A 26,153-nucleotide genomic window follows, 5' to 3' on the forward strand; every position below is an offset into this window, starting at 1 on the left:
AGCGAGGAGCTCATTTAATCAGCACTTTTCCTTATTCGCCGAATTTATTGAAATAGCCTTGAATAAAAATAATTGGTGTTCCTTTATCGCCGCTGCCGGAAGTAAGGTCGCACAGCGAACCGATGAGGTCGGTTAATTGACGGGGAGTGGTTCCTTGGGCTTCTTTTTGATCAATCTGTGATGAAAAGGCATTTTTTTTATGCTCGCTGATGTAGGTAATCATCGCTTGGTACTGCTCTTTATCGGACAAATTTTTAAAGTTGTTGTCCGCAAGGTATTTCAATTTTACCTCATGTGGCGTACCGGATAAGCCTGCGGTAAAGCCGGGGGAAACGACAGGATCGGCGAGCTCCCAAATCTTTCCGACGGGATCCTTAAAGGCTCCGTCTCCGTATACCATCACCTCAACCGTTTTACCGGTTTTTTCTTTAAGCATGTGCTGAATTTTTTCTACCAGTGCTTGGCAATCATTCGGGAAGAGCTTGATGGAATCTTCGGTTGCCTTATTTGAACCGAGCAGTCCATACTCGCTGTTATATCCGCTGCCGTTGATCGGCTTTGAAAGCACGTCATCAAGACCGTACACGCAAATTGCCCCGTGCTCCTTTAACCGACGTTTTGTACTTTCCCGTGTGTGGATATCGCAGGCAAGCACGTATTTTGTTGAGGAAAGAACAGCGCATGGATCATTTGCCAATAAAATAGAAGATTGTGCATTGTATTTTTTGATGATTGAGGTATAAAAAGAAATGTAATCGATGCCGGTAAACGGGTGTTTATATGCCCCGAAGCGCTGCGTAAATTCCTCCGCCGTAAACGTATCCTGCCATGGATTTACCGCTTCCGCTTTTCCCGTATCAAGATCCATCAGCCGGTTCCCCACCTCGTCGGAAGGATAGCTCAGCACAAGCGTCAGCCTGTTTCCCGCTTTTGCGATACCTTCCAAGCAGATTGCAAAACGGTTTCTGCTCAGGATAGGAAACACCAAACCGATGTGTTCATTTCCGAATTTTTCCCGTATATCGGCGGCGATCTGGTCGGTAGAAGCGTAGTTCCCTTGAGCACGGGCAACAACGGATTCCGTTACAGCAAGGATATCTCGGTCATGGATGGAAAAACCTTCCGTTTCCGCCGCCGACAAGAGCGTATCTACCGCTATTGCAGCAATATCATCTCCTGCATGTACAATGGGCGCTATCAATCCCCGCGAAACCGTTCCGATCTTCTGAGGCATAATTTTTCTCCTTAGGGTACTCATCAGAACACAACAGGCTACTGAGAGTATCTTTTCGTTTTATTTTAATCGGGCTGCGGCTGTTTCGGCTTTTGCCCTGCTCGGATATAACTCTACAAAGGAGCGTTGCAGCCAGCCGTCCGTAAGATGCACCCACAGTTCGCTCTCCGAATCTTTCGATACGAATTGCGTCCCCGTTACTTCGTATATTTCTTTCCGCCGTGCGTGGTTGACGATGATACCATTTGCTCCAGGGCTATCTTTTAATGAGATATAGGTTTCGACAATAACGGCAAAGCGGTCGGCGTCATTTACAGCTGAATCAGGCGGCAGTATAACAGAATCCAGCGTTGTGCGATTAGTGCAAGAGAAGAAACAGGAAAAAAGACACAGCATAACAACGCAGTATACGGCGCCCAAGCCGCTTCGTATCATATTTTTCACAATTATAACTGATAAAATATCCGAAGCTCGGGAATGAACAGCGCGTCAGACGGCACCATCGGGATGTTCTGCAGTTCATCAAGTAAAAACCATTTTAATTCGGAGTGTACGGAAGAAACACACGTTTGATTTTCCGGCAAGAGCACTTCGTAAGCAAAAAGGTCGAAATTACGGTGTTCATTTTGAAAATGTTTATGCGCAATAAACCGACCGACGGATATGCTAACGGCAAGCTCTTCTTCATACTCGCGGATTAATGTCTGCTCGTGTGTTTCGCCTGCTTCGCACTTTCCCCCCGGAAATTCCCAATGTTCTCCGACATCGCCGCCGGGTGTCCGCAAGCCCAGCAGAAACTTATTATCCTTACGGACGATACCTACTACCGATTGGCGCATAGGCTATAAGAACAGTACCTGCGAAAAAAGCAGGTGGGTAACACCGGCAAATAGGCAGAAGAAACCTATCGGTTGTTCAAAGTTAAGAATACGGGTTAAGAACGGCGGCAGTGTCAGCTGATTTTCAGAGGCTTTAATCCAACGCTCAAAGAATACGATACAGCCGAGAATGCCCGAAAGCGCGGGGATAATATCGCCGACCAACGGTGTATTCCCTGCGACGGGACTGAGAAGTTTAAATACGGCCGAGATTCCCGAAAAAATCAGAAGCACCAGTAAAAATGTCGGATCGTTTAAAAGAGGGTATTTGATATTGAATTCCTCTTTGTCTTTTGCGGAAAGGAGTAAAATTCCCCCCATCATAAGGTTTGTGGTAACAGAAAGAAAATAGAAAGGTAACATATATGTGCTCCCATAACGCATAATAAGCGCTTTTATACAGAATATCGTATTTATAAAAAAAAAGCAATTCATAACGAAGCATTTGTCAGGGTAAACGCATCAGTCGGTCATTTTACCAGTCCCGCAGAATAATGAGGCTATCCAAGCAGAGTTTCGCCGATTGGCGGCTCAAATGCTTGTCATGCCTCATTATTCTGCGGAATTTGATTTACTTGTCTGATGCGTTTACCGTGTTTCTGAAAAAGATTGTGCAAAATTTTATCTAAAATTTTGCACAAAAGGAATGCAGCACATCAGAATCGAGGGGTTGACCTAAAATGGAATTTCCTTCATAATTACCCTGTTGCTTTTTGGGGGTGTAGCTCAGTTGGCTAGAGCGCTTGCATGGCATGCAAGAGGTCAGGGGTTCAATTCCCCTCACCTCCAAATAATCCCGATAAAATAAAAAGAAGGTAGGCATAGAACCGCGTATGGATATATCAAATCTTGATCCTGAGCTTGCAGCCTTGTTGGAAGATATTCCTGTAGCGCCTTCTGCTTCTGCTCCGTCTCTTGATCTCTTCGATGATATCGGCGACGATATTCTTCTATCAGCTTCACCTCAAGCTTCCGGCAGTTCGGAGCCGAGTCCTGCCAGAGTTGACCTAACCATTAAAGAGTTCCCCAAAGTTAAACGTTTTTATAATGATACTCCGCACACCTATTTTGATTCGGCGGATTTTTATAAAAAAGTGTTAAGAAATTGCGGTGAACCTTCTCAACGTTTGCATAATACGCTCACAAAATATCTTACCACACGCGATCAAAAAGACCGTACTGTATACCGGCAGCAACTTGTCACAAATTATTGGCAGTTTATTTCCGTACTTGTGTTAAAATTACCGACAGACGAATCCGCAATCGAAAAAAAGTATGCGTTACGGTACGGACTCATTTTGCCGACACTTTTAACCGCTGAACAAAAAGATACGTTTGCAAAGATTATCGATGAAAATCCTTATAATGAGCCTATTTATTACCTTGATGAGTGGTTCCATGATATTGCCGTCGGATTGATTAATCCTTCTTCCACTGATGAGGTACGGACAAAACAAAAGAATATGTCGACTCATTTCCAGCAACTGCTTAATAAGGCGCAGGGAAAATTGCAAAGTGCGGAAAATTTGCTTCGTGCCAAATCGGATGAACGCTCCAGTGCGGAAGAATTGGTAAAAAATCAAATCCATGAGCTGTTTGTACATGACAACATTGCCGGTTTTGCAGGAATAAAAGCGCCTTTTACTGAAACGCAAAAGCGCAATGTAAGCGATTTAGGCGATAATCTGAGGCGAATCCTTGCACTGGATAAAGAGCTAACGAACTTTTTGAATGAGTATCATCGTGTAGATGAAGATGTCCGCTCCTTGCGTGAAAAAATTGAAATCAGCGGTGACGGTGAGCTGAATGTCTCCGATGTAAATACGGAGCTGGAAACCGTTCGGCAAATGGTTAAGATGACCTGCGGACGGCAAGGAAATCACTTTCCTATTTTATCGCGCGAATTCTTCCGCTGTACACCAAATGAAATCGGCATTAGAGAAAACGTATTGGAGATTATGCGCTGGATTGAAAGTATTGACTGCGAAGCGTATTGCCGCCAGTACCGCTCTCAGCTGAATAGAATACCTCCGTTCGTGGTGCTTATTCCCTCTTATGGCGATATAGGTTTTTGTTGGGAACCCTTCGATCGGTATAATCGCGTAACCAGCCGCGGACGCATTGCCATTCCGATGTATACAAAAAATTTGAAAAATGCACTTTTAACGGCTACCGCTGACCTTCGATGGCAGGTCGCAAAGGAAAAGGCATCATACTATTGGATGGAAGAAGGTTTAACCGGTAATTACTATCAATGGTTCCAAGCTCAAAAACTGAAAGGCGACGTAAAAGAATACTTTATCGAAGATTACTTAATCTGGATGACTAAGGAAAGCGAAGGAATACAGAAGCTTGATAGGGAAGTACGGAATGTATTCTGGCGCTATATGCCGTTCAGCAAGGCGGTTAAAGAAGAGCTGAAAACCCGAGCTCCTGTTTATCAAGAGCTGTGCCAAAAAGATTTAAACCGTCAGATGTCCGACGGCTATTAATCCTTTGGAAGTGCTGATCAAAGCGAGGAGCACATTTAATCAGCACTTTCTCTTGTTTTTGCGGCTTATTTTTTGTTATTTAATCCGTATTTGTTCATTATCTTCTTCATAATTTTACCATAAAAGAAAAACGATAATACAATACCGGCAATAACTGCAAAAGGCAGCGCTGCAAAAATACGTTCATTCACGAATTTTGCCAGCAAAATAATGATTGCAGCACATACTGCGCTGCATCCGGCAATAAGTACGAGCGTTACCAATGTCCCGATAATTAAAAAAAGAATAATATTCCGCATTTATTCCCCATTGTTCGGCTCTGCCGGAGTTTTGCTTTTGCCCTTTCCTTCCTGTATGAGCAGTGCAACGAATAAACCCACTCCGCATACCACAATAGCGGAATCTGCGATATTAAATGTCGGCCAACGTTCCAAACCGAAAAGACCGAAAAATTTAACGTCGATAAAATCCACAACGCCTTCCGCTCTAAAAAATCGATCGAGTAAATTACTGATTCCGCCGCCGATAATGCCGCTTAAAAACCAACGCTGTTCCCGTGGAAATTCCGATTTAAAATAGAGTACGCAAATACCGGCAATAAAGCAGGCGGGGATGCAGGCTATTACGACAAAACGCATAACGGAGGAAAGTCCGCTTCCGAAACTGAACGCTGCACCGGTATTGTAAACACAGACAATTCGTATCAGGTCCCCGAAAAAAGAAGCCCCCACAGACCACGGATCAATCGATTTAACAATCAGCCATTTAGTTAGTTGATCAAGTGCAATAACCGCAAAGGTTAGTATAAGCGGTAAAAAGTAATCTCGTCTGTTTTTGATATTCATCCGCATAGTATAGTAGATTTTTTCCGAAAGGTCTACAAAGTCTGAAAGGCAACCAGCATTAGAGTGTTTTTTTTACGCCTCCGCAGAATAATAGGCTGTTCAACCAGAGTTGAACCTCTTCGCGGTTCAAATGGTCTCCCAGCCTATTATTCTGCGGCATTGAACATATCTGTCTGATGCTGTTGCCTTTCTCCTGAAATAAGCTGTGCGAAATTTTTTCTAAAATTTCGCGGGGATGTCGAAAAAGTAACCAACTTTTGAGACATCCCCGTTCCCAAAAACATTGAAGCGCATAATGCTACCTAATTTATCGGATTTGGAAAAAAGCCGATACATAATAAGGAAGGGCGTTATGATTTGTATCTATTTTGAAATTCCCTATGAACGGCAGCTAATGAGAATTGCTCCGTTTGAAATACAAAAATTATTGAATGCCGTCGTGGAATCGGCTGAAGCAAACGGTGCTTCCTCATTTAAAGTTTCCTGCGCCTCGATTTACCGCTTCAGCAGCCGCGAAGTTGCTCCGGCGTTTTCCGCCAATTTATTTTTGCAAAATTTAGCAGATTTGCTGCGTGTTTATAAAAGACGAGTTGTAGATTACCGGATTATTATCGATTGCTGTGAAGAAACGGATTCTGACGATGCCATTGCAGATCATTTTGCCGCTTATAGGGGCATCCTTATGCCGAGTCGCAGCTTTTTTGCCTCCGCACAAGCGGAACGGCTTTTGAAAGCCTATATCCGGTTCGAATATGTGCCTAAAGTTAAACTCTACTACAGCGCTAATTTTATCGTACCGAAAACGGATCACACCGAAACAGCGGAAGCCCAATATCGTATCTACCTCTCGAATACCGGTACGTGGATACATGCGGTGTATCATTTTATGCTTGTCCATCCGCTTACCGAGCACGCGATAACGGCAGCGCTTTCGAAAGACGAACAGGCTCAATACGAGCAAGCTCAACATGTGCAGTATTATTTCCGTCGAAACCGATTTTGCTCCGATTATCCTGATTATTTTATTGACGCATTTTTATTATATACACGCCTCTACTTTCAGGTCTTTGTAAAAACTTATCATGCCACCGAATTAACCGTGATATATACCGAAAAAAATGCAGAGGCGGCACATTATCTGATCAATGTACTTCCCATTACCGCTCACTCCAAACTTATGTCGGAAAAGGTAATTTCGGTTGACGGCTTATCAGGTGATTTCTTACAACTTGCCTATCTTACGATATATGCGCCATCATTTATCTTTGACGATGAAATACCGGAGTTTTTTCTTTTGCTGCATAAAAGCCCCTCGTTTATTACGAGTTTGTATGAATGGATGTATGCAGTCGGTATTACCGAAGTAAAAAACGATATGCATTCGGTAAGCCCCTACGCTGTCGAGCGATTAGAGCAGCGGCTCGGAGTAGAAAAGAATAAGGCTAAACAGTATATAGCTGATTTCCTATGGGATAAATATAAAACGGGGATGTTATGTCCCGATGAAAACCTGAAAGATATTTTTGGTACGCTTCAATTTGTTCCGGAAGATCAATTTATGCTGCATTATTTCTTCCACAAGTATTCAGATAAAGAAATTCCTCGGATTGATATCAGTCCCTTTAAGTCTACAGTCTTTTTTTCTGCTCTTGAAAGCTATCAAAAAGCATTAAAAATCAGTAAGCAAAAAAATATTAACGAAGCGGTTTATGCGGTCAAAAAAGCGGTCAGCTCCGTTCAAGCGCATGCCTTTCCTGCAGGAGAATACCGTGCCCTTTCCTGTGTAGCATTTCTGCATTTGTCTCAAAATAAAATAGAAGATGCCGTAACCTATTTTCAATATGCTCTTGATATTGCCGAATTGCTGAACGACAGTAGTTTTATATGCGAAGCATTGTTTAACCTCAGCATCAGTTGCTTTTTGCAGAATAATTTACATACTGCTGAAAATTTTCTCGATCGCCTCTTACAGGATGCAGAGCGTTATTTTGAACAACCTAAAAAGATACCGTGCTTATTTATGCAGGGAAGAGTCGCATTGCAGTTAGGGGACTACGGCAAAGCGGAGCTTTTATTTCAAGAGGCTGAAAAAGCAGCTTCGAAGCACTTCCAAGAATGGGCGCCCCTTTGTAGAATTTGGTATGCAAGGGCATTATCCCAAAAAGGGCAAACAAGTAAGGCACAGCCGATACTCATTGCAAACCTTGATAAATCGCCTGATGCAATCTTGTTTCTCATCGAATCATTTTTGCTTGCTCCCATTCTTCGTGACGAGCGTGAGCAGATACAAGTGAGTTCCGAAACATTTACCGCTGTGCTTGAGCCGTATCAAAGTGGTTTTGCACTTGCTGAAGAGTTTGTCTGGGGAAATTTGTACGGTAAGTCGGCAATACAGGTGTTTTATACCGCTATGGATAGCTATTATCGTTTCCGGCTTGCGTTCAATGCGCTGGAAGATTCAGCCCAAATGTATATTCAACAGCTTGAAGATACCGCACGGGATGCGCTTAAAAATCATGATATGTACGCTTCGATATATTCGTATCTTTGTTACGATGCGCTCCTCCGTAGAGAAGGAAATACATCCGATAGCGCAAACGGATATTTAAGCCGTTCGTTTAAAGCGCTGCAAAACTGTATGGACACGATGACGGAGAATACGGTGCGTGATAAGTTTATTTTCCGTAATGTATGGAATGCAAAACTCTACGCCGCTGCGCAAAAAAATAAATTGATTTAAGAGGAACAACCTGATAAAAACGATGTTAAATATGTCAAATAGAAAATTATTGACATTTTAAGGTATTCAGTATAAAGTTTAAGATGACAGTTATTTACTGTTATAAGGAGCAAACATGACTGGAATCATGATGGTGATCGTGTGTATTGCTCTCGTAATTATCGGTTTAATTCTTGGATGGACGATTCGCTGGCTGTATGCCAGATTTCAACTATCTGCTTCTGAACAGCGTGCAGAGCGGGTTTTACAGGAGGCTATAAAAGAGGCTGAAGCTCAAAAGAAGGATATTCTTCTTGAGGCAAAAGAACAACTTATTCGGGAAAGAAATCAACAAGAACGAGAGAACCGCGAACGGAGAAGCGACCTTCAACGGATGGAACGCCGCTTAACCCAGAAAGAAGAACAGCTGGATAAACGGCTGGAATTGGCAGAAAAAAATGAAAAGCAACTCGTTGAGCGGAAGGATGCGCTTGACGAACGTGAAAAAGTCTTGGATGGGGAGGAAGAACGGTATAAGGAAGAGCTGGAGCGGATTTCCGGTTTGACACAGGCGCAGGCCAAGGATTTGATTATACAAAGCCTTGCCAATGAAGCGAAAAAGGATGCGCAGGTTCTTATCAATAGAATAGAAGAAGAAGCGAATCTTACCGCTGAAAAAAAAGCGCGTGATATTTTGGTTACGACCATTCAGCGGCTGACGACGGAGACAACAAGCGATATAACCGTTTCTACGGTGAGCTTGCCGAGTGATGAAATGAAGGGGCGGATTATCGGGCGTGAAGGGCGCAATATACGTGCGCTGGAAACCTTGACCGGCGTCGATATTATTATCGATGATACGCCTGAAGCGGTGGTTATTTCTTGTTTCGATCCGGTGCGGAAAGAAATTGCTCGTATTGCATTGGAGCGGCTTATTCTAGATGGCCGGATTCACCCTGCACGGATTGAAGAAATCGTGCAAAAAGTTACGCGGGAAATTTCGCAGACCGTGTATGAAGAAGGGGAAAAAGTGCTCTTTGACCTCGGGATTCACGATATGGGACAGGAAATGGTGCGTGCGCTCGGCCGCCTGCATTTTAGAACGAGCTACGGACAAAACGTATTGCAGCATTCCAAAGAGGTCGCTATTTTGGCGGGTACGCTTGCCGCAGAAATCGGCGCGAATGTAGAAATCGCAAAACGCGGCGGCTTACTGCACGACATCGGTAAGGGCGCCGAAGCGGATTCCGACAAAAACCACGCCGAAGTCGGTATGGAGATGACGCGGAAGATGAGCCTCGATCCGCGTATCGTCAATGCGGTCGGTTCACACCATAACGATATTGAGCCGTCCTGTGTGGAATCCATACTGGTGCAGATTGCCGATGCCATTTCCGCTGCACGGCCGGGCGCCCGCCGCGAAACGATGGATAACTATGTCAGGCGGCTGGAAAACCTTGAGGCAATTGCAGAAGGGTTCCAAGGCGTCGAAAAAGCGTATGCAATCCAAGCAGGTCGTGAGCTGCGGGTATTGGTAAACAATGAAAAGATACCCGACCAAGAAGTGAAGGCCTTGGGCAGAGATATTGCGAAAAAGATTGAAAACGATCTGAAGTATCCCGGCCGTATTCGGGTAACGCTCATCCGCGAAACACGTATTATCGAATACGCACGATAGCAACCGTAAAAGAGGTCGTCAAAAGCCGTTCTTCGTGTAGGAACGGCTTTTTTATTATTAAACCTGTTAGGAAACTCGCCTTTCTGAACAGGTTACCTTGAAATGCGATGTTCTCGCATCGTAGGTCTATTTTCAGCGGTACAGATGGTGCCGCTGAAAAACACTTCGAGTTTGCGCAGAACCGTCTCAGGATGGCGGGCACATAAAACAACAACGACGTTTTACAAAAATCAGATTTTTGTAAAACTCGCAAGTCAATTTACACTACGGATGGTGTAAATTGACGATGTCGCTTATTTACGTATGCGCATTCCGCGCACAAATGCAACAGTCTTCGAGAATTGACATTCTCTCAACTATTGCATTTTAAGGAACACTTCCCCTAGAATCTATGCTTAAATCGGCAATTGTTGTTTTGTTAAGCGAATCCTTCATTGCATTTTGGGCATCTTCTAATGCAGAATCAAGCACACGATGAATGTTGCTTCCCACAGGACATTTGGGATTCGGCTTAGGGTGAAAATTAAAAATATCCCGCTCTTCTTCGCCTTCATTGATTGCGTTGTACACATCGAGCAGTGTGATTGTATCTGCCGACTTTGCCAAGTGCGAGCCGCCGACCCCTGCCGCAGTTTTCACCAGCCCCGCTTTTTGCAGCTGCAGCAAAATCTTCCTTATAATAACAGCGTTTACGCCCGTGCTTGCGGAAATAACATCCGACGTAACGCGCATATCTTTTTCAAAATACTGAATACACAAAAGCGTATGTACCGCTGCTGTAAAACGAACACTGATTTTCATATTCTGCTATTGTACTATTTCCTGCAAAATTTTGCCAATGTCATCATTGATGCAGATCGCGCGCTCTTGTATTTCGTATGGCACAAACGCTTCCCCAAAATTGATGCAAGCATACCGCGCGTTCGGATTTCGTGCCGTCATTTGCCAAAACGGATACTTTATAATTCCGGGGGTGTTTCTTCCAACACCAAGCTCAAGGAATAAGACTTTTCCATCTCCCCCCTGTTGAGTCGTTTGTACTATATTCCGGCTTTGCAAAAATGTGGTATAGCGATCTGATGCTCTGTGCCAGCTCTCGTCGGTAACAAAAGTATCATCTGCGCGAAGATTCATACTCATCGGTTTTCCGCAAACGGGACAATAGGGCACAAGCGCTGACGGGATTTTCATCTCGCGGCGGAATTCCCACATTGCGCGGATTTGTTTTTCATTGTCGTATGTTTTTTGATGACACGGTTCACTGCATTGGAACAGCCCGTAGTCGCCTTGTGTGTAAAAGAGCCGCTCTTTATTAAAACCCGCTTTTTGAAAACAATGGTCAACGTTTGTGGTAAGCACAAAATAATCTTTGCCTTGCACAAGCGAAAGTAGATGAGTATAAACCGGTTTTGGCGGATTCATATAACGATTTATCATAATATAGCGGCTCCAGTATGCCCAACGTTCTTCAAGTGACGTAAAAGGAGTAAAACCACCCGAATACATATCTTGAAAACCGTATTTTGCCGCAAAATCGGAAAAGTATTTTTCAAACCGCTCACCGGAATAGGTGAACCCTGCCGAAGTGGAAAGTCCGCTTCCTGCGCCGATAACAATGGGTTCCGTTTCCTCAAGCAGTTGTTTTAATTGCTCAATCGCCTCTGTCATATAAAATCCTTTTGTAAATATGTTCATCTTTTTCAGTAAACACAGTAAACACCACTTTTATGCTATCAGCTGCCGCTGCTGCGTCCGATCTTAACATTGCGAGCTCGTTTTTTTCTTTCCAGTTTTTAACCGTAGCGATGGCAATCTCCGCAGCCTTTTCCTGCGGAAAGCGGAATACACCGGTGGAAATACAGCAGAATGCGATTGAGGAAATACCGGCAGCTTGTGCGAGATCAAGGCAAGAAGTATAGCACGATGCAAGCAAATCGCAGTCAGTTTGAGTAAGTTCCCCATCTACTATCGGGCCAACCGTATGCAGTACATACTTGCACGGCAGATTAAACGCAGGAGTGATTTTTGCCTGACCGGTTGGCTCTGCATGCCCTTGCTTTTTCATCATGGCATCGCACACAGCACGGAGCTGGATTCCTGCAAAAGTGTGAATGCAGTTATCGATGCATGCATGGCAGGGTTGCCAGCAGCCGGTCATTCCGCTGTTTACTGCATTCACGATTGCGTCAACTTTGAGTGTCGTAATATCTCCGCGCCATACATACAAATCTCCATTGCCCCGTGCGGTAACCGGTTTTAAGTCGGCAAGCTCGGTAATTCCGCGCGCGGTATTTTCTTCTTGCAAATACTCATCTTGCACACGCAAAAATGCTTCACTGGCCGGAAGAGCCTTGCGTACATTCACCAGAGAGCGGAGAAGCTGTTTTTGTTCCGTTTCACTTTCGGGAATCTGCATATTACCATATTGTGGATGTTCAGCAAGGAGATATTCAATCATGAAAAGCCGCCGTTCCGTCTGTGTCATCATTCACCTTCTTTTACAACCAGTTTTCCAACCTTTTCGTTTGAACAAATTACTGCTACCTTCATAAAAACCAAACCTCCATCCGGCGCGTATTCCGCCGATTGGGAAGCCCCGGAATTAATCCTGAGTTTAACGGGTCCCATGTATATTAGTTTGTAACCGATTGTTGTTTCAATCTGATTACAACATCAATATACAACAAAATTGTTGTAATGTCAATAGAACTTCTTGTTTTTTTATGAAAATATTAACGCTGTTTGACTCATAAAGAACAAGATGGATAAAATATCGATTAGATTTTTTAATGATACGGAAGTTCGCGCCGTTTGGGATGAAGAACAGTCCAAATGGTGGTTTAGTGTGCTTGATATCATCGGTGTTCTAAATGAACAGCATGAATACGAAAAGAACCGTAACTACTGGAAATACTTAAAAGCAAAACTGAAAAAAGAAAATCTTGAGTTGGTTAGTGCTACTACCCAACTGAAATTAACTGCTGCCGATGGGAAAAAATATAAATCGGATGTAATGGATTACAATCAGGTGATAGAGCTTGCAAAAAATTTTCCCAATAATAAATCCGTGCCGTTTATCCAGTGGTTTACCTATTCTGAGGAAACAATAGATGCAAAAAGTAAAACAAAGGCATACGCGCTTTTTGAAAGTTCGCTGCTGGATAGTATTGAGGGTGGAACTGTCAAAGGTTTGAAACAGATTCATGCCTACCTTTTTGGAGGGCTCTATGATTTTGCCGGTAAAATAAGAACCGTGAATATTTCAAAAGGCGATTTTCAGTTTGCGGCAGCAGAGTTCCTTGAACAAAATCTTGCCGGAATAGAGAAAATGCCTGATACAACATTTGAACAGATCGTAGAAAAATATGTCGAGATGAATATCGCCCATCCTTTCCGTGAAGGTAACGGGAGAACAACAAGGATATGGCTGGATTTAATTCTCAAGCGTACATTAAAAAAGTGCATCGATTGGAGCAAAATCAATAAAAGAGAGTATCTGGAAGCTATGGCGGAAAGCGTAATCGACTCAAGCAAAATAAAGGTTTTGCTGCAAAATGCTCTGACGGACAAAATCAATGACCGCGAAATGTTTATGAAAGGGATTGATTATTCCTATTATTACGAAGAAGCGGAGTAATATGCACCATTTTCTGAATATTTGCTACATATCTTTGCTATATATCCCAAAAAGGAGTATACTTGGGGCATGCTGGATGGAATAAAAGATCGAAATTTCAAAGGAAGAATATAATTCTGTATGGGATGGCCATGAAGAGAAAAAGGGTTATATAGATTTGTTGATAACAAATCTATATAACCAAGCAATCATTATAGAAAATAAATTAAATTATGCTCCTGACCAGCCGAATCAAATTGTTAGGTATATGAAATATATACAGGAACAAAAATTCAGAAAAAATAGCAAAGTTGATATGACGGTCGTTTATCTTACATTAATTCTCGGACATTGATAGTTATCATTCATCATTTAAAGATTATACCAAGCTTATAATAGACGCAAAAAATGGAATTGATGGAAAGGTCTTAAAATATCGCAGCGCTATAGATAGTAATAAAAAGAAAGGGAGTTTAGTAAAATTCTTAGATGATTGTTTATTATTTATTAAATCAAAAGATATAACAAGTCCAGAAGTTATGCTTACAAAAGTTTACCTAGAACAATATAAAATTTTGCTTGGACATTTGGGAGGTAGTGTCGCGATGTTGGAGTATCAAAAAGAATTGCTTAAAAGCATTTATTCATCTGAAAAAAATTGTAAGGCCGCAAAAGATTTAGTTGAAGTTTTTGCAGGTGACAAAAATGGAGAAAACTCAATAGTTAGTTCATTTATAACTGATCAATTAAAGAATTTTGTTGAACCATTGGGCTTTTCTTTTAATGGTTGGGGATATGTAATTACAAATGATATAACTTCAGATTACTTATATGTGTTTGGTCAATTCAGAAACTTACAAATTGGTTTCACAAATGATGAAGAGAAAATTTCTGAGGAACATCAAAAAATCTATCAAAAAATTTTAGAAGAAGTTTATAAAATTAAAATAGATGGTGCAGATGATAAGTGGGTGTGGCTACAAATAGAACCATTAAATGGTAAAGAAAATCTTGATGAATTTCTAAAATTTTATACAGATTTACTAGTTGGAGTGAAGAAAAGATTTTTAAAAGTAAAATAGGCATAATATCGTTTTCAAAGCCGACAAACGGGAAAACTCTGTTTTCGATGTAAAACAATGTCATTTTGATTATCAATCGCTTGAAGTAAATAAGCTTAAGTGAACCTCTAAAGCCTAAGGTTTTTAGAAGTTCACTACTGAAAATGAAATTGAACTTATTGCCAATTATCATAGATGAATTTTTTTATAAAATATGGTACACTACAAAAAATGGAGGTTCTTATATGTCAACACTACCCTTTGAGCAACTTTCAGCACAAGTTGATATGCTTTCTTACACCGAGAGAATCAGATTGCTTAATAAAATAGTACAAACTTTACACACCCCTATAAAAGTTCATAAAAGAGAAGCCCCCGACTTTGACGCTGCCTTTGGTTTATGGAAAGATAGAGAGATTTCTGTTCAGGAAATAAGAACCAAGGCTTGGGGGCGCTCTTAATGCTTTATCTTTGTGATACGTGCATTCTTATAGACTATCTTCGCGGAAAAACAGGTGTTCAACAAAAACTTAAACAAGATAGAAAACAAGGTTTGGGAATGTCTTCCGTTACATATATGGAATTAATGGTAGGAGCTTTTAATAAACGGGAAGTCGGCATCATAAAAAAAGCCTTTTCGGATTTTGAGATTGAGGAAATTTCTGAATCAATTTCTGTAAAGGCAAAGAAGCTCATTGAAAGATATACTAAAAGCCACGGTCTTTTGATTCCGGATGCCTTGATCGCTGCGACAGCATTAGAATTGGATATACCATTGTATACTGCGAATATTAAGGATTTTCAGTTTATTCCGAATTTAATTTTGGTATAGATCATTATACGGTTTTTATAGAGAAAAATTATAGCAAAGGGAAAACCACAATTGACCAAAAACTATCAAACCTTTATAGAACATACCGGTAGTACGCTCACAAAAAAGAATGCGTTGCCGAATGAGTATTTTAACACGTATCAATTCTCTTCCGAATACGGTAAGGGCTTCACCGCCGTATACGAGCTTGATTCTTATGCGAATATCTGTATTGCTAAGCACTCATATACCAGCGATTTTGAGTACTCCGTTTCGACGGAAGATTCCATCATTTTTCATGGTTAAATTTAGATTATTTAATAATTTCGACTTCAATGGCCGATGCGATCTCAGGATTGCAAATACGGATGCTGCAGTCTTCCGCTTCCGAATATCCGAGAAAATCGATACTGCCGTACCATAAAATTTTTTCATCGAATGCGGCAAGCCGTTGAGAAACGTTTTCTCTTTTAAAAACGGAAGCCCCTGCCGCTGCAAGCATATCGATATACGGCTGCTGCTTTTTTTGCCGTTCTTCATCTTTATGCAGCCTTGTTATTATGAAAATTTTGCATCCGCTTGAAAGTATTTTCGGTACGAGCGGTAGAAATTTTTGTATTTCCGTTCTTGAAAGATACGGCGAACAGATGACGGCGGAGTTTTTTGCGTTAATGCAGTCGTGAATAAAATCGGTTTTGTAATCATCGGCGGAATACAATTTTGACGTTTCACTCTGTGATAGCTCTAAATCGGAAGTGGGCTTTATCGTATAGCCGAGCTGCTTATAGCCTTTAAGCCGTTTTTGATACATACGATCGAAAACCGGAATACGAAAATCAACATAGTCGAAAATCTGCACTTCGTCTTTGCCTGCAAAATTTCTATGCAGACGTCCGCAGTATTGTGCAAGCGTACCTTTCCAACTGAACGGCATTGCAAGCATAAGCGTATCAAGCCGCGGATGGTCAAAACCTTCTCCGGCATATTTTCCTGTTGCAAGTACGACAAGCGATTCGGATGCAGGGACTTGTCTGAGTGTTTCAAGCTGTTCTTTCTTTTGTTTTTGCGTCCCTTTACCGGTAATCACGATAACATGGAGCGCAGCGTTTTTTAGATATTCTTTTAACAAGTTTAAATGTTCGATTCTATCGGACAGGATAAGCGGCGTTCGTCCATTTTTGACAGCGGTTTGCACATCCGAAACGATTAATGCATTCCGCGCTTCCGCTTTTATCATTTCGGAATAATAATTTTGTATCGAATGTTTTGAGCTTTCCGTATTATCCGCAGCGATATGAAAGTTCGTAAAACGGGGAATAAAATAATGCTCAAAGTTTTGCGTTTTACTCATCTGCTTTGCCGTTGTCGCATAGAGAATACGCCCGCATTGCATAAAGATGATTTTTTGCCGACCGTCACGGCGTATAGGCGTTGCAGTCAGCCCGTATACGTATTTTGCGCGGAAGCTCTTTACGAGATTTTCCGCTCCGAAAGCTGAAACGTGATGACATTCATCCACGATAAGCATACCATAAATATGTCGCCGTGGTTTTACCGCATCCGAATTTTTCTCTGTAAGCGATTTAATAATTGCAATGTCGATAATTCCGGTCGACATATCTTTTCCTGCAGCGATTGTTCCGGCTTCATAATTTAAAAATCGCTTGATTGCCTTTCTCCACTGCTCTAAAAGCGTGTGCGTTTGCACGAGAATTATCGTACTGGTTTTCCGTTCTGCAATCAACGCGGCAGCCGTTACCGTTTTTCCGAAACCTGTTCCGGCAGATAAGATACCGATATTCGATTTAAGCATTGCGCATAAAGCCGCATTTTGCTCTGCATATAATTCCGCAGTAAAATTAACTTCGATGTACGTACCCGTATATCGCTCGTCTTTAATTTCATAAGGCGTATTACAATCGTCTAATAGTTTCTCAATTTGACTGAGATTACCGCGCGGCAGCAACAAGGCGTTTCCGGCTTCTGCGGAACAATCGATATAACGCGGAATGTTATACAGCGGGAGACGCATCTGAAGATTTTTGAAATACTCCGGATTTAAGAAAACTGCTGTCCGCCGGAATATTCCCAGCGCCCGTTCTGAGATTCCTGTTTTTGCAATTTCGATTTGATTTGAAATTGTAATGTGTACTGTCGAAGAAAAATCTTTTTCCGTCAGTAGTACGCTTTGCGGCAATTCCTTGTTGAACCGATTCCCCTGCGATGTTTTAAGAACTTTGTATGCCGCGTTGGGGTTCACACTATCACCGATTGTATTGATTTCACCGTCATCAGCATCGCTCGGCAAAAACTCCGGTATGGTTTTTGCAATTTCATTGCAGCATACTCGCATGGCTTTTTCGGATAATTTTTTAATGGAGTTTAAATACGCCCACTGGTCATCGAATGGAATAAAATTTTCGTCTACAAAAATGGAATGTTTATTTTTTACCGCTTGTCCCTGTAGCGGCAAAGCAATTAAATTACCGTAGCCTCCTTTCGGTATTGCATCCTGATTAGGAAACATACGGTCGAAGGATTCAAACGGTAACGAATGTCGCTCATTCATCGCCGCCTGTAAAATCAATGCTCCGAAATTACGCGCACGTTTTGCGGCTATATTTTCACTAAAAAATATCCAAAGGTGAGCTCCTTTTCCCGAACGCGATATTTCAACCGAAACGGGAATAGAAAATAGCGCACAGGTTTTACGGACAGCCGCCACATCCTTTTTCCACGCATCGGAACTCCCTGTATGCGAATCAAAATCGAATACCAGCAACCGGCATACATCTCCTTCGATGAGCGGATATAATCCGATAACATCGCGGCAGGCTGTATCTTTTCCTACCAAATGATTAAAAATATACCGATCGGAGAGCGGAACGGGAAGTTTAAACGGACAGGCAGCGCACGAATATTTTTTCATATCGCATTTCCCGCGTTGCCACTTGTTCTCACAAACCGGTGAATAGCCGCTTTTATTTGATTTTGCATTATACCAGCGCAGCGCAAAGACATCCTGCCGACCGATAAACAACGATGTATATAAATTGATTTTTTCCTGCGCCATGCTGTTCCGATTAACAAGCGGATGTGACGGTGTGAATGTATCCGCTGTCGCTGATTTCTGAGTCGAAAGCTCTAATGTATTTTGCACATCCATCGTAGGAATCGTCTGCAGCATTTGTTGTTTCTGTGCGGCCGTTGCCGAAACTTCCCTTTTTGCGATTACCACGGTACTTTTTTCTTCAAGGCGAAGCCGAATATCTTCATGCGCCATTGCAAAAGAACGTATCAATCCGATAAGTTCTTCGTGAGAAAGTGTTTCCAAATATGATAAAATAACGGTTGATATATCGGCCATTGTGCGTACAAATTATATATCGGCCTGTTCTATATGGAAATAAATGAACTATTCGGTTTTAAGATAAATCCGATAAGGTTTTTAGAGGCGCTTTAACGGAAAGCATCTTTTGGAACAGTCCTCCTGCGTGTTTGACCTCAGCAGAGGGGGCGGTTTCTGCTATTGCGCCGTTTTCCAGCACGGTGCTCTCGCTGCCCACATCCAAAGCGGAGGTCTCCTCATCCGGCAGCAGTACCGGTGCATCCTTTAATAAGGCTCTCGCAATAGTCGCATACCATCCGAAATACGATAACCGAATATAAACCGTCGGAGTCTGCCGTTATTTCTTTCAAATTAACAGAACTCAAGGCAGCGATAATCATATCTTTTAGCAGAGATTGATTCGTGCGGAGGGTTTAATACCCCGACGCTTGCGTCGTAACGAAGGGTATTAAAGCCGACTGCAACCACCTTATGAGAACAACATACCCCGATGCTCGCGTCGGGGTATGTTGATTTTTTGCGTTTGAGATTCCCTTATGAAGAATTTTATAAACTTGAAAGTTTCGGCATAATACATACAATTATTGACAGATGAATTTTCTTACAAAATGGAGATACCATCACAATTGACCAAAAACTATCAAACCTTTATAGAACATACCGGTAGTATGCTCACAAAAAAGAGTGCGTTGCCGAACGAGTATTTTAACACGTATCAATTCTCTTCCGAATACGGAAAGGGATTCACCGCCGTATACGAGCTTGATTCTTATGCGAATATCTGTATTGCTAAGCATTTATATACCAGCGATTTTGAGTACTCCGTTTCGACGGAAGATTCCATCACCATACAGCAGTACGATTCCATCGATTCGGATCGGCGCTATCCGCAGGGAAATGTTTCGGCGGGGATGCAGTATATCGACTATACGCCGGACAATCGCAGGTACCGGTATGTGATCAAAAAAGATGTTCCTGCAAAAGTGATCAGTGTTCAACTGCTGCCGGATTATTATGAAACGTATCTGAAAAAAGAGTTCGGCGTAAAAGGTGTCGATTTGAAAAAGGAATTGCAGGTGTTTCCGCACGGCGTTTTTATTCCCGAAATTGCGTCAATATTTAACCGTGTCCGCATTTTCAAAGGCAGTCAAATCTCTACTCGATTATTTTTCAAAAGTAAGATAGATGAACTGACTGCAATCATTATTCAAAAAGCGGAAGAGCTCCGCCATACGGATGGCAGAAAGATTGCCGTTTCCGATAGATACGCTGTTGCAAGGATTATGGAATATGTGAACGCTCATTTGTCGAAGAACTTTTTATTGTCGGAACTGGCATCCGAAGCGTATATGAGTGTTTCAAAATTCAAATATGTATTTAAAGCAATTACGGGGCAAAGTTTTTCCGATTACATCACGCAAAAAAGAATGGAATTGGCATGCGAACTGTTGGTACAGAGTAATCTCTATGTAGCGGAAATCGCCTATCGGCTCGGCTATAAAAATGCAGGAAGTTTTTCCGTTCAATTCAAAAACTATACAGGTGTGCTGCCGTCGAATTATCGTTTAAACAGAGCTTGCGGCATTATAAGATAATAGTCGGTTCTGCAGAAATATCACTCGAGTCTTTTGAGATGCTTTAGTGGATATTTCAGAACAGTTGTGTATAGAGGGCAATCTACGGTATACGTAATGAACCATTATCATAAAATTACCCGTCGCGCCAGCCTCCTTACATCCTCCACCGTTCCGCTTCATATTGAATATTCCACAGCCTGCGGTACAGTCCGTTTTGCGCAATCAGTTCATCATGCGTACCTCGCTCGCTGATTGTTCCGTTTTCCAGCACGAGAATCTGATCCGCGTTCTGTATAGTAGAAAGTTTATGCGCAATCATAATCACTGTTTTGTTTTTCAACAGTTCCTGTAAAGCCGTTTGAATTAGCTGCTCATTTTCCGCATCGACATTTGCCGTTACCTCATCCAAGAGGATAATCGGTGCATCCTTGAGAAGCGCCCGCGCAATGGAAATACGCTGCTTTTCTCCGCCGGAAAGCCGTGCGCCCGCCTCACCGATAACCGTGTCGTAGCCATCTTCCATCGCTTCAATAAATTCCGCACAGCCTGCACGCTGCGCTGCTTCACAGACTTCTTCAATCGTTGCATCAGGTCGTCCGATACGGATATTGTTCAGCACGGTATCATTAAACAAAAATACATCCTGAAATACAAAACTGATATTCTTCAACAAGTTTTCATACGACAGCATTTTTACCGCTTTGCCGCCGATGCTGATCTCCCCATGCCCGGGCTGGATATTCCAAAAGCGTGCAATCAAATTCGTAACCGTTGTTTTGCCGCTTCCCGAAAGTCCGACAAGAGCCGTCGTCGTTCCCTCCGGTACGCAAAAACTAACATCTCGCAATACCGGCGTTTTATTGTATGCAAAATCCACATGCTCAAAACAAATATCATACCGCTCAAGTTTTTCCGTGCCGGAAATATCTTCTAATTTAGGAATTGTCTTAATTTGATTCATCCGGTCGATGGACTGCTGCGTCATCTTTGCAAAGATACTGAATATCCCCATTGCTTCGGCGCCGGTAAAAAGACTGAAGGAGGCAAGCATCAATAAAAAGGCTTGTGGAAATGCGAAGTCCTTGTGCAATAGAAACAGTCCGGAAAGAAACACAATTCCCGTCGTAATCAGCCGAAAACATAATTGATACATGCCCATCGGTGGGATATGAACAAATTCTCCTCGTACGGAAAATGCGCGCAATCTTTCATAAGCGCCTTGTGTTTTAGAAAATTGTTTTTCCGTCATATTGTAGGATTTCAATATGGGAAGTCCCTTGATAAATTCAATCGTATCTTCCGTTACCTGCCCGATCAATTTTTGCCGGTTTAGCTTGAGCGCATCCTGCCGTGTTGCAAGATATCGGTAGGCAAACCATGTCGGGATGAGCAAGACAAGCACGAGCAAAAAAATACGGTAATCAAATGAAAGACAGATCATAAGCGCGATGACAAATACCGGAATGCCGACTGCAACTTTTTCAATGACACCTATGCCTTCTATTTCCAAAAACGCTGCGTCCGAGGTAATCGTCGAAACCACATCGCCCAAATTCTTTTCATTAAAAAAACCGAGCGGCACCTTCCGCAATTCCTTCCCCAACGTTTTGCGCTCTTCCGCCATACACTTATACCCCGCGCCCGAACGGAAATACGAAACAAGATAGCGCAGCACAATGCGTGCAAGAATACTTGCCAGCATAACGAGCGAATAGCGAATCAGTTCCTGTGCCGTTAACGTCTCCGTAACGTCAGGATTAAATTCCGGCATCCGCGCAGTAATATGAAAGGCGGTCATCAACGGAACTACAATCAGCCAGCCGTCAAAAAAACTTAACACGAGCGACGCATACAATTGCTTTTTTTGCCTGCCCATCAATTTAATAAAATCCCTTACCGTTTTTAACATAGCGTATTTCCCTTTCCTCTTTCCAGCTTCCAGTTCCGGCTTTGCTCGTGTGTGTCCCACAGCTTTGCATACAGCGGCGAGGTTTTCAAAAGTTCGCTGTGTGTTCCCGTTGCCGCGACCGTTCCGTTATTCATCAAGATAATTTGATCACAGCCGGTAACCGTCGACAGCCGGTGAGCAATTAAAATAAGTGTCTTATCTTTACACAATTGTTCAAGCGACTTTTGTATCTTTTGCTGATTTTCCATATCCGCATAGGCGGTCGCTTCGTCAAGAATTAACACCGGTGCGTTTCGCAATAGAGCACGTGCAATAATAATCCGCTGCCGTTGACCTCCCGACAATTTTGCACCATCATCTCCTGCACTCGTGTTGTAGCCATTTTCAAACGCAATGATAAACTCGTGACAATATGCATTTTTTGCCGCTTCAATCACTTCCTCATTGGATGCATCGGGCTTCCCAAGCCGTATGTTTTCCATAATTGTCATGTTGAATAAAAAGGTGTCCTGCGTTACATAGTTGACCCGCTGCATCAGCTGATCCAAAAATAAATCTCGATACGCAACACCGCCTATTGTTATACTTCCTTCCTGTACATCCCAAAAGCGTGCAATAAGATTAGCGACGGTCGTTTTACCGGAACCTGAATGCCCGACAATCGCAGTCTTTGTTTTTTCAGGGAACACAAGTGAAATATCATGCAGCACCTGCACATCTTCATACGCAAAAGAAACATGATGCAGTGCAATTTCGTTATTCGGTATTTCACCGACGGCTGTATCGGGTTCTTGTAATTCAGGAGCAGAGAGAACTTCGTTGATGAGGCGTTCGCCGTTTTTAATGTAATAAAAGTTATCCATAAATTCCGTGAACTTTAAAAGAGATGTACCGATTCCGACGGACACCAACACGGAAAATAAATATAAGTGCGCGCTCAAACTTCCGGCACAGTATAAAAAGCCGCCGACGCTCAGCACGCTCGCTAAAAGCGAGGAGAGCATAATGATTGAAGGGGAGGCGGCAATATACATTCTGTTATAAAGATGCAGCGTTGCGGTTTTATACTCGTCGATGGAGGTGTCATATTTTGAAAGCGCCGCATCTTCCCGTCCGAAAATTTTTATTTCTTTATTCCCACGAATATATTCGATAACGCGCCCGTTCATCGTTTCAAGCATTGTATAATAGGTTGCGGCAAACTCGTTCATAATGCCGATATACATCGGAAGATAGAAAAGCAAGGTCAATCCCGCAGGTACCAATAGTGAAAGTCCCATCCGCCAATCAAAGCTGAAAAGCAGCGCAATAATACTGACCGGTAGCAGCACGTTTGAAGTCGTTTCGGGGATTGCATGTGCAAGCGGATATTCAAGCCGCTCGATGCTGTCGATCAGCAAACTGTGAAAGTAGCCGCTCCCCTTTGTCTGCGTGTAGCCGAGCGGCATACGCATCATCTTTTCCGTGACGGCAAGCCGTATTTTTTTCAAAATGGAAAACGCCGTCTTATGCGAGATCGCAGTCGAAAGACAGTGCATCAGAATTTGAAGCGAGAGCGCAAGAAAAATCAGCAGCGCATATTGCAGCACTGTCCGCTCACTGCAGCCTTGCACAATATCAAGCAGCAGCCGGTACACCAGATAATACGGTGCAAGGCCGAAAAAAACCGACCCGATTGCCAACGCCACGGAAACGCCATAAATCGGAATATGTTCCTTCATAAAATCTTTAAATTGCATTGAGGCAATCTCCTAGTCCATATCCTTAAAATGCCGTTTTAAGATGAGCTTGCCGATATACACGCCTGCAATGCCGAAGACAACAGCGGATACAAGTCCTATTACAGCAAAGGCGCCGGTAAAGTATTGTACATATTCACGTATCTCGTCCAAGCTCATGCCCATTTCCTGCCACTTCGCCAATTCCCGCTCTAAAAAGAAAATGAAAGGAAACACTCCTCCGCCAAAATATGCTGCCTGTGTAAGTCCGTGACATGCAGCGATTGAAAGTGTTTTGAACCCTGTTTTTGTGATAATCACATCGCTTATCAAACCTGCAATCACAACAAAAATCAGACAGTTAATACTCCCCATTCCCGTCAGCGTAAAGAGCGCGACACCCAGTCCTGCCAGCAGCGTCAACACGCCGAATCGCCGAACAGTCTTTACAACAAAAAGCACGATAGGTCCCATCAAAATTCCCGTCATACTGGGAGCAAACACGTGCATAATGGGAATAGTAACAGCTGTCAACATCCCGACTCCATAAATAACAGCTGCATAAATCGCCGCCATTAAACCGATCAAAACAAAGTGGCTGATTTTCCAGCGATTGTTTTCTGCGTTCATACCTTTATAACCTCTCTTTAAAAATATGTTCGAGCTTCATCGTGCCGTTCAATGGAAAATCTTCCTTACAATGCAACGGCTGAACAAAATATGAATTTTTGAAACCGTTGCATTCATGCGCGTCAGCGCATACGTTTAATAAGCGATGTTTGCGATGAGCAAACTCGTCATTTAACTTTGGTTGCGCTATTTTAGCAACCAAAGTTAAATCTTCTTTTATCCGTCCGTCTTCCAAAAGAACCACTCTGTTGCAAGTGTTCAAAATGAACTCATAATCATGTGTGATAATTATGGAGGCGTTTGAAGTCCCCGTTATCGAATCGATGAGTGTGCAGACATTTTTCATACTGCCGTAATCCAAACCGCTTGTCGGTTCGTCAAAAATAGTGAGCCGTTTATTTTGCAAAAATGATGATGCGACCACTAAACGCTGTTTTTGTCCCATCGATAGTGTGGTCGGGTGCTGTGCTTGCAGCGCCGAAAGGTCGAGCGCTGTGAGCACACTTTGTATCCGGTTTTCCCGATCAGGCATCGATTCGTTGCCGAGCAGTAAATCGTCATACACGCTGCACCCGAAAAGCTGAAAGTCAACATTTTGCATCACGTACGCAGCCGTCCTGCTACGCGCCTTTACCGGGAATACGTCTCCGTTAAAGAGTAATGTGCCGCGCTGCTCCTTTTGTAACCCGCAGAGGATTTTTCCCAGTGTTGTTTTTCCGCAGCCGTTTTTACCGATTAAAGCGATTTTATCTCCGGGGTAGATTAAAAGATCAATTCCTTTCAAAACCTCCGCACTTTTATGATATGCAAAATAAATATCGCAAAGCGTCGCCAACGGTTCGCCTTTCGTTTGAGGCTGAGGAGTAGGCACGGTCGTGAGCGTATTGTCGAACAGATGCAAAGCGCGAAGCTGCTGCTTGTGGAATACGTCATTACTTACGTTGTGTAATGCATCTTTTTTGTATTCCCGTACGATGCTGCCGTTTTCCATTACGATGAGCCGGTCACAGAGTTCCGCCAAATAATGCAGCCGGTGCTCGATGATGAGTATCGTGTAACCTTTTGATTTTAGCTGTGCAAGTATTTGTGTAAGCAATTCAACGGATCGATAATCGAGATTGGAAGACGGCTCATCCATCAGCACTATTTTAGTATCCAACATTAAAACCGAAGCGATGGCAACTTTTTGTTTTTCGCCTCCGGATAGTTCGGAAAGTTTTTTGTTTAGAAGCGGCTCCAGCGATAACAATTCCGTAACGTATTTCAGTCGCCGCTCTATTTCTTCTTTTTGTATGCCGTAATTTTCACACGGATACACAAGGTCGGAAAGTACATCGGTTGTAAAAAACTGACTTTCAGGATTTTGAAAAACGGATGCCGCACTTTTTGAGAGCGCGCACATACTCATAGCCGCAACAGCGTTGCCGTTTAATGTAAGACAGCCCTTTATTTCTCCTTCATAAAAACGCGGACACAGTCCGTTTATACAGCGGAATAATGTTGACTTCCCGCAACCGCTTTTTCCGGTGATAACCGCCAGCTCTCCTTTTTTGACGGACAAGGATATGTGTTGAATCGCCTGCACAACCGCGCCGTTATATTGATAGCTTACATCGTTCAGTTTAATCATACGGAG

25 protein-coding genes and 1 tRNA gene are annotated in these 26,153 nt (G+C 42.7%); 11 read left to right on the forward strand and 15 right to left on the reverse strand.

The annotated features are described in order from the left end of the window. Positions 1-31: 31 nt before the first annotated feature. The 4 genes from ABK01_RS04260 to ABK01_RS04275 are packed head-to-tail and all read right to left on the reverse strand — an operon-like array spanning position 32 to position 2,475. On the reverse strand, positions 32-1,234 hold the full coding sequence (locus ABK01_RS04260) for a coenzyme F420-0:L-glutamate ligase (RefSeq protein ID WP_253676352.1): 1,203 nt from the start codon (positions 1,232-1,234) through the stop codon (positions 32-34). A gap of 60 nt (positions 1,235-1,294) precedes the next feature. Further along, positions 1,295-1,669, reverse strand: coding sequence for a hypothetical protein (locus ABK01_RS04265; RefSeq protein WP_253676586.1), 375 nt, complete (start codon positions 1,667-1,669; stop codon positions 1,295-1,297). Positions 1,670-1,680: 11 nt separating this feature from the next. After that, positions 1,681-2,073, reverse strand: coding sequence for a (deoxy)nucleoside triphosphate pyrophosphohydrolase (locus ABK01_RS04270; protein WP_253676353.1), 393 nt, complete (start codon positions 2,071-2,073; stop codon positions 1,681-1,683). 3 nt (positions 2,074-2,076) lie between these two features. Beyond that, positions 2,077-2,475, reverse strand: a complete 399-nt coding sequence (locus ABK01_RS04275) for a hypothetical protein (RefSeq protein WP_212566211.1) — start codon at positions 2,473-2,475, stop codon at positions 2,077-2,079. 352 nt (positions 2,476-2,827) lie between these two features. Between ABK01_RS04275 and ABK01_RS04280 the strand changes: the two genes are divergently transcribed. Further along, a tRNA-Ala gene (locus tag ABK01_RS04280) sits at positions 2,828-2,901 on the forward strand. 44 nt (positions 2,902-2,945) lie between these two features. After that, positions 2,946-4,604, forward strand: coding sequence for a hypothetical protein (locus ABK01_RS04285; RefSeq protein ID WP_253676354.1), 1,659 nt, complete (start codon positions 2,946-2,948; stop codon positions 4,602-4,604). 65 nt (positions 4,605-4,669) lie between these two features. Here ABK01_RS04285 and ABK01_RS04290 read toward each other — a convergent pair whose 3' ends face one another. Together ABK01_RS04290 and lspA are read right to left on the reverse strand one after the other, a co-directional pair. Further along, positions 4,670-4,903 carry a hypothetical protein gene (locus ABK01_RS04290; protein ID WP_212566212.1) on the reverse strand — a complete coding sequence of 78 codons (234 nt, stop codon included), beginning with the start codon at positions 4,901-4,903 and terminating at the stop codon, positions 4,670-4,672. Continuing rightward, the gene (gene lspA / locus ABK01_RS04295) at positions 4,904-5,449 is read right to left on the reverse strand and encodes a signal peptidase II (RefSeq protein WP_212566213.1); all 546 of its coding nucleotides are present in this window, start codon (positions 5,447-5,449) and stop codon (positions 4,904-4,906) included. A 352-nt stretch (positions 5,450-5,801) separates the two neighbouring features. Here lspA and ABK01_RS04300 point away from each other — a divergent pair, with 352 nt between their 5' ends. Together ABK01_RS04300 and rny are read left to right on the forward strand one after the other, a co-directional pair. Then, positions 5,802-8,189 (forward strand): tetratricopeptide repeat protein, encoded by a 2,388-nt coding sequence (locus tag ABK01_RS04300; RefSeq protein WP_253676355.1) that lies wholly within the window; start codon positions 5,802-5,804, stop codon positions 8,187-8,189. Positions 8,190-8,304: 115 nt separating this feature from the next. Then, positions 8,305-9,846 (forward strand): ribonuclease Y, encoded by a 1,542-nt coding sequence (gene rny / locus ABK01_RS04305; protein ID WP_044013731.1) that lies wholly within the window; start codon positions 8,305-8,307, stop codon positions 9,844-9,846. 366 nt (positions 9,847-10,212) lie between these two features. On the opposite strand, the gene ABK01_RS04310 is transcribed toward rny, so the two are convergent. The 3 genes from ABK01_RS04310 to ABK01_RS04320 are packed head-to-tail and all read right to left on the reverse strand — an operon-like array spanning position 10,213 to position 12,331. Beyond that, positions 10,213-10,647: an Rrf2 family transcriptional regulator gene (locus ABK01_RS04310; RefSeq protein WP_212566215.1), complete on the reverse strand. Its 435-nt coding sequence runs from the start codon at positions 10,645-10,647 to the stop codon at positions 10,213-10,215. A gap of 6 nt (positions 10,648-10,653) precedes the next feature. Further along, on the reverse strand, positions 10,654-11,514 hold the full coding sequence (locus ABK01_RS04315) for an SIR2 family NAD-dependent protein deacylase (protein ID WP_253676356.1): 861 nt from the start codon (positions 11,512-11,514) through the stop codon (positions 10,654-10,656). Beyond that, positions 11,498-12,331 carry a protein-ADP-ribose hydrolase gene (locus ABK01_RS04320; RefSeq protein WP_212566539.1) on the reverse strand — a complete coding sequence of 278 codons (834 nt, stop codon included), beginning with the start codon at positions 12,329-12,331 and terminating at the stop codon, positions 11,498-11,500. Before ABK01_RS04320 ends, ABK01_RS04315 begins: the two co-directional genes overlap by 17 nt. Before the next feature lie 582 nt (positions 12,332-12,913). On the opposite strand from ABK01_RS04320, the gene fic reads away from it, so the two are divergent. From fic to ABK01_RS04345, 6 genes are all read left to right on the forward strand, one after another. Further along, complete coding sequence (gene fic, locus ABK01_RS04325) at positions 12,914-13,483, forward strand: protein adenylyltransferase Fic (protein ID WP_253676587.1); 570 nt, start codon at positions 12,914-12,916, stop codon at positions 13,481-13,483. Between the two features lie 94 nt (positions 13,484-13,577). Continuing rightward, positions 13,578-13,817, forward strand: coding sequence for a PD-(D/E)XK nuclease family protein (locus ABK01_RS11800; RefSeq protein ID WP_371922032.1), 240 nt, complete (start codon positions 13,578-13,580; stop codon positions 13,815-13,817). A 184-nt stretch (positions 13,818-14,001) separates the two neighbouring features. Further along, positions 14,002-14,544, forward strand: coding sequence for a hypothetical protein (locus ABK01_RS04330; RefSeq protein WP_253676357.1), 543 nt, complete (start codon positions 14,002-14,004; stop codon positions 14,542-14,544). 143 nt (positions 14,545-14,687) lie between these two features. Beyond that, complete coding sequence (locus ABK01_RS04335; protein ID WP_230974597.1) at positions 14,688-14,984, forward strand: hypothetical protein; 297 nt, start codon at positions 14,688-14,690, stop codon at positions 14,982-14,984. Continuing rightward, the gene (locus ABK01_RS04340; RefSeq protein ID WP_212566219.1) at positions 14,984-15,355 is read left to right on the forward strand and encodes a type II toxin-antitoxin system VapC family toxin; all 372 of its coding nucleotides are present in this window, start codon (positions 14,984-14,986) and stop codon (positions 15,353-15,355) included. Before ABK01_RS04335 ends, ABK01_RS04340 begins: the two co-directional genes overlap by 1 nt. A gap of 51 nt (positions 15,356-15,406) precedes the next feature. After that, on the forward strand, positions 15,407-15,640 hold the full coding sequence (locus tag ABK01_RS04345; protein ID WP_230974598.1) for a hypothetical protein: 234 nt from the start codon (positions 15,407-15,409) through the stop codon (positions 15,638-15,640). Between the two features lie 7 nt (positions 15,641-15,647). Here the strand turns inward: ABK01_RS04345 and ABK01_RS04350 are convergent, their stop codons facing one another. Both ABK01_RS04350 and ABK01_RS04355 read right to left on the reverse strand, forming a co-directional pair. Next, on the reverse strand, positions 15,648-18,701 hold the full coding sequence (locus ABK01_RS04350; protein ID WP_253676358.1) for a TOTE conflict system archaeo-eukaryotic primase domain-containing protein: 3,054 nt from the start codon (positions 18,699-18,701) through the stop codon (positions 15,648-15,650). A gap of 218 nt (positions 18,702-18,919) precedes the next feature. Continuing rightward, positions 18,920-19,063: a hypothetical protein gene (locus ABK01_RS04355; RefSeq protein WP_253676359.1), complete on the reverse strand. Its 144-nt coding sequence runs from the start codon at positions 19,061-19,063 to the stop codon at positions 18,920-18,922. A gap of 246 nt (positions 19,064-19,309) precedes the next feature. Between ABK01_RS04355 and ABK01_RS04360 the strand changes: the two genes are divergently transcribed. After that, positions 19,310-20,278 carry a helix-turn-helix domain-containing protein gene (locus tag ABK01_RS04360; RefSeq protein ID WP_253676360.1) on the forward strand — a complete coding sequence of 323 codons (969 nt, stop codon included), beginning with the start codon at positions 19,310-19,312 and terminating at the stop codon, positions 20,276-20,278. A gap of 136 nt (positions 20,279-20,414) precedes the next feature. On the opposite strand, the gene ABK01_RS04365 is transcribed toward ABK01_RS04360, so the two are convergent. The 4 genes from ABK01_RS04365 to ABK01_RS04380 are packed head-to-tail and all read right to left on the reverse strand — an operon-like array spanning position 20,415 to position 26,147. Beyond that, positions 20,415-22,169: an ABC transporter ATP-binding protein gene (locus ABK01_RS04365; protein ID WP_253676361.1), complete on the reverse strand. Its 1,755-nt coding sequence runs from the start codon at positions 22,167-22,169 to the stop codon at positions 20,415-20,417. Next, positions 22,163-23,908, reverse strand: coding sequence for an ABC transporter ATP-binding protein (locus ABK01_RS04370; RefSeq protein WP_253676362.1), 1,746 nt, complete (start codon positions 23,906-23,908; stop codon positions 22,163-22,165). The genes ABK01_RS04365 and ABK01_RS04370 overlap by 7 nt, the downstream gene beginning before the upstream one ends. A gap of 12 nt (positions 23,909-23,920) precedes the next feature. Then, positions 23,921-24,517, reverse strand: coding sequence for an MptD family putative ECF transporter S component (locus tag ABK01_RS04375; protein WP_253676363.1), 597 nt, complete (start codon positions 24,515-24,517; stop codon positions 23,921-23,923). A gap of 4 nt (positions 24,518-24,521) precedes the next feature. Next, complete coding sequence (locus tag ABK01_RS04380; protein ID WP_253676364.1) at positions 24,522-26,147, reverse strand: ABC transporter ATP-binding protein; 1,626 nt, start codon at positions 26,145-26,147, stop codon at positions 24,522-24,524. Between the last annotated feature and the right edge of the window lie 6 nt (positions 26,148-26,153).

The organism is Treponema sp. OMZ 305, from assembly GCF_024181325.1.
Lineage (GTDB): Bacteria > Spirochaetota > Spirochaetia > Treponematales > Treponemataceae > Treponema.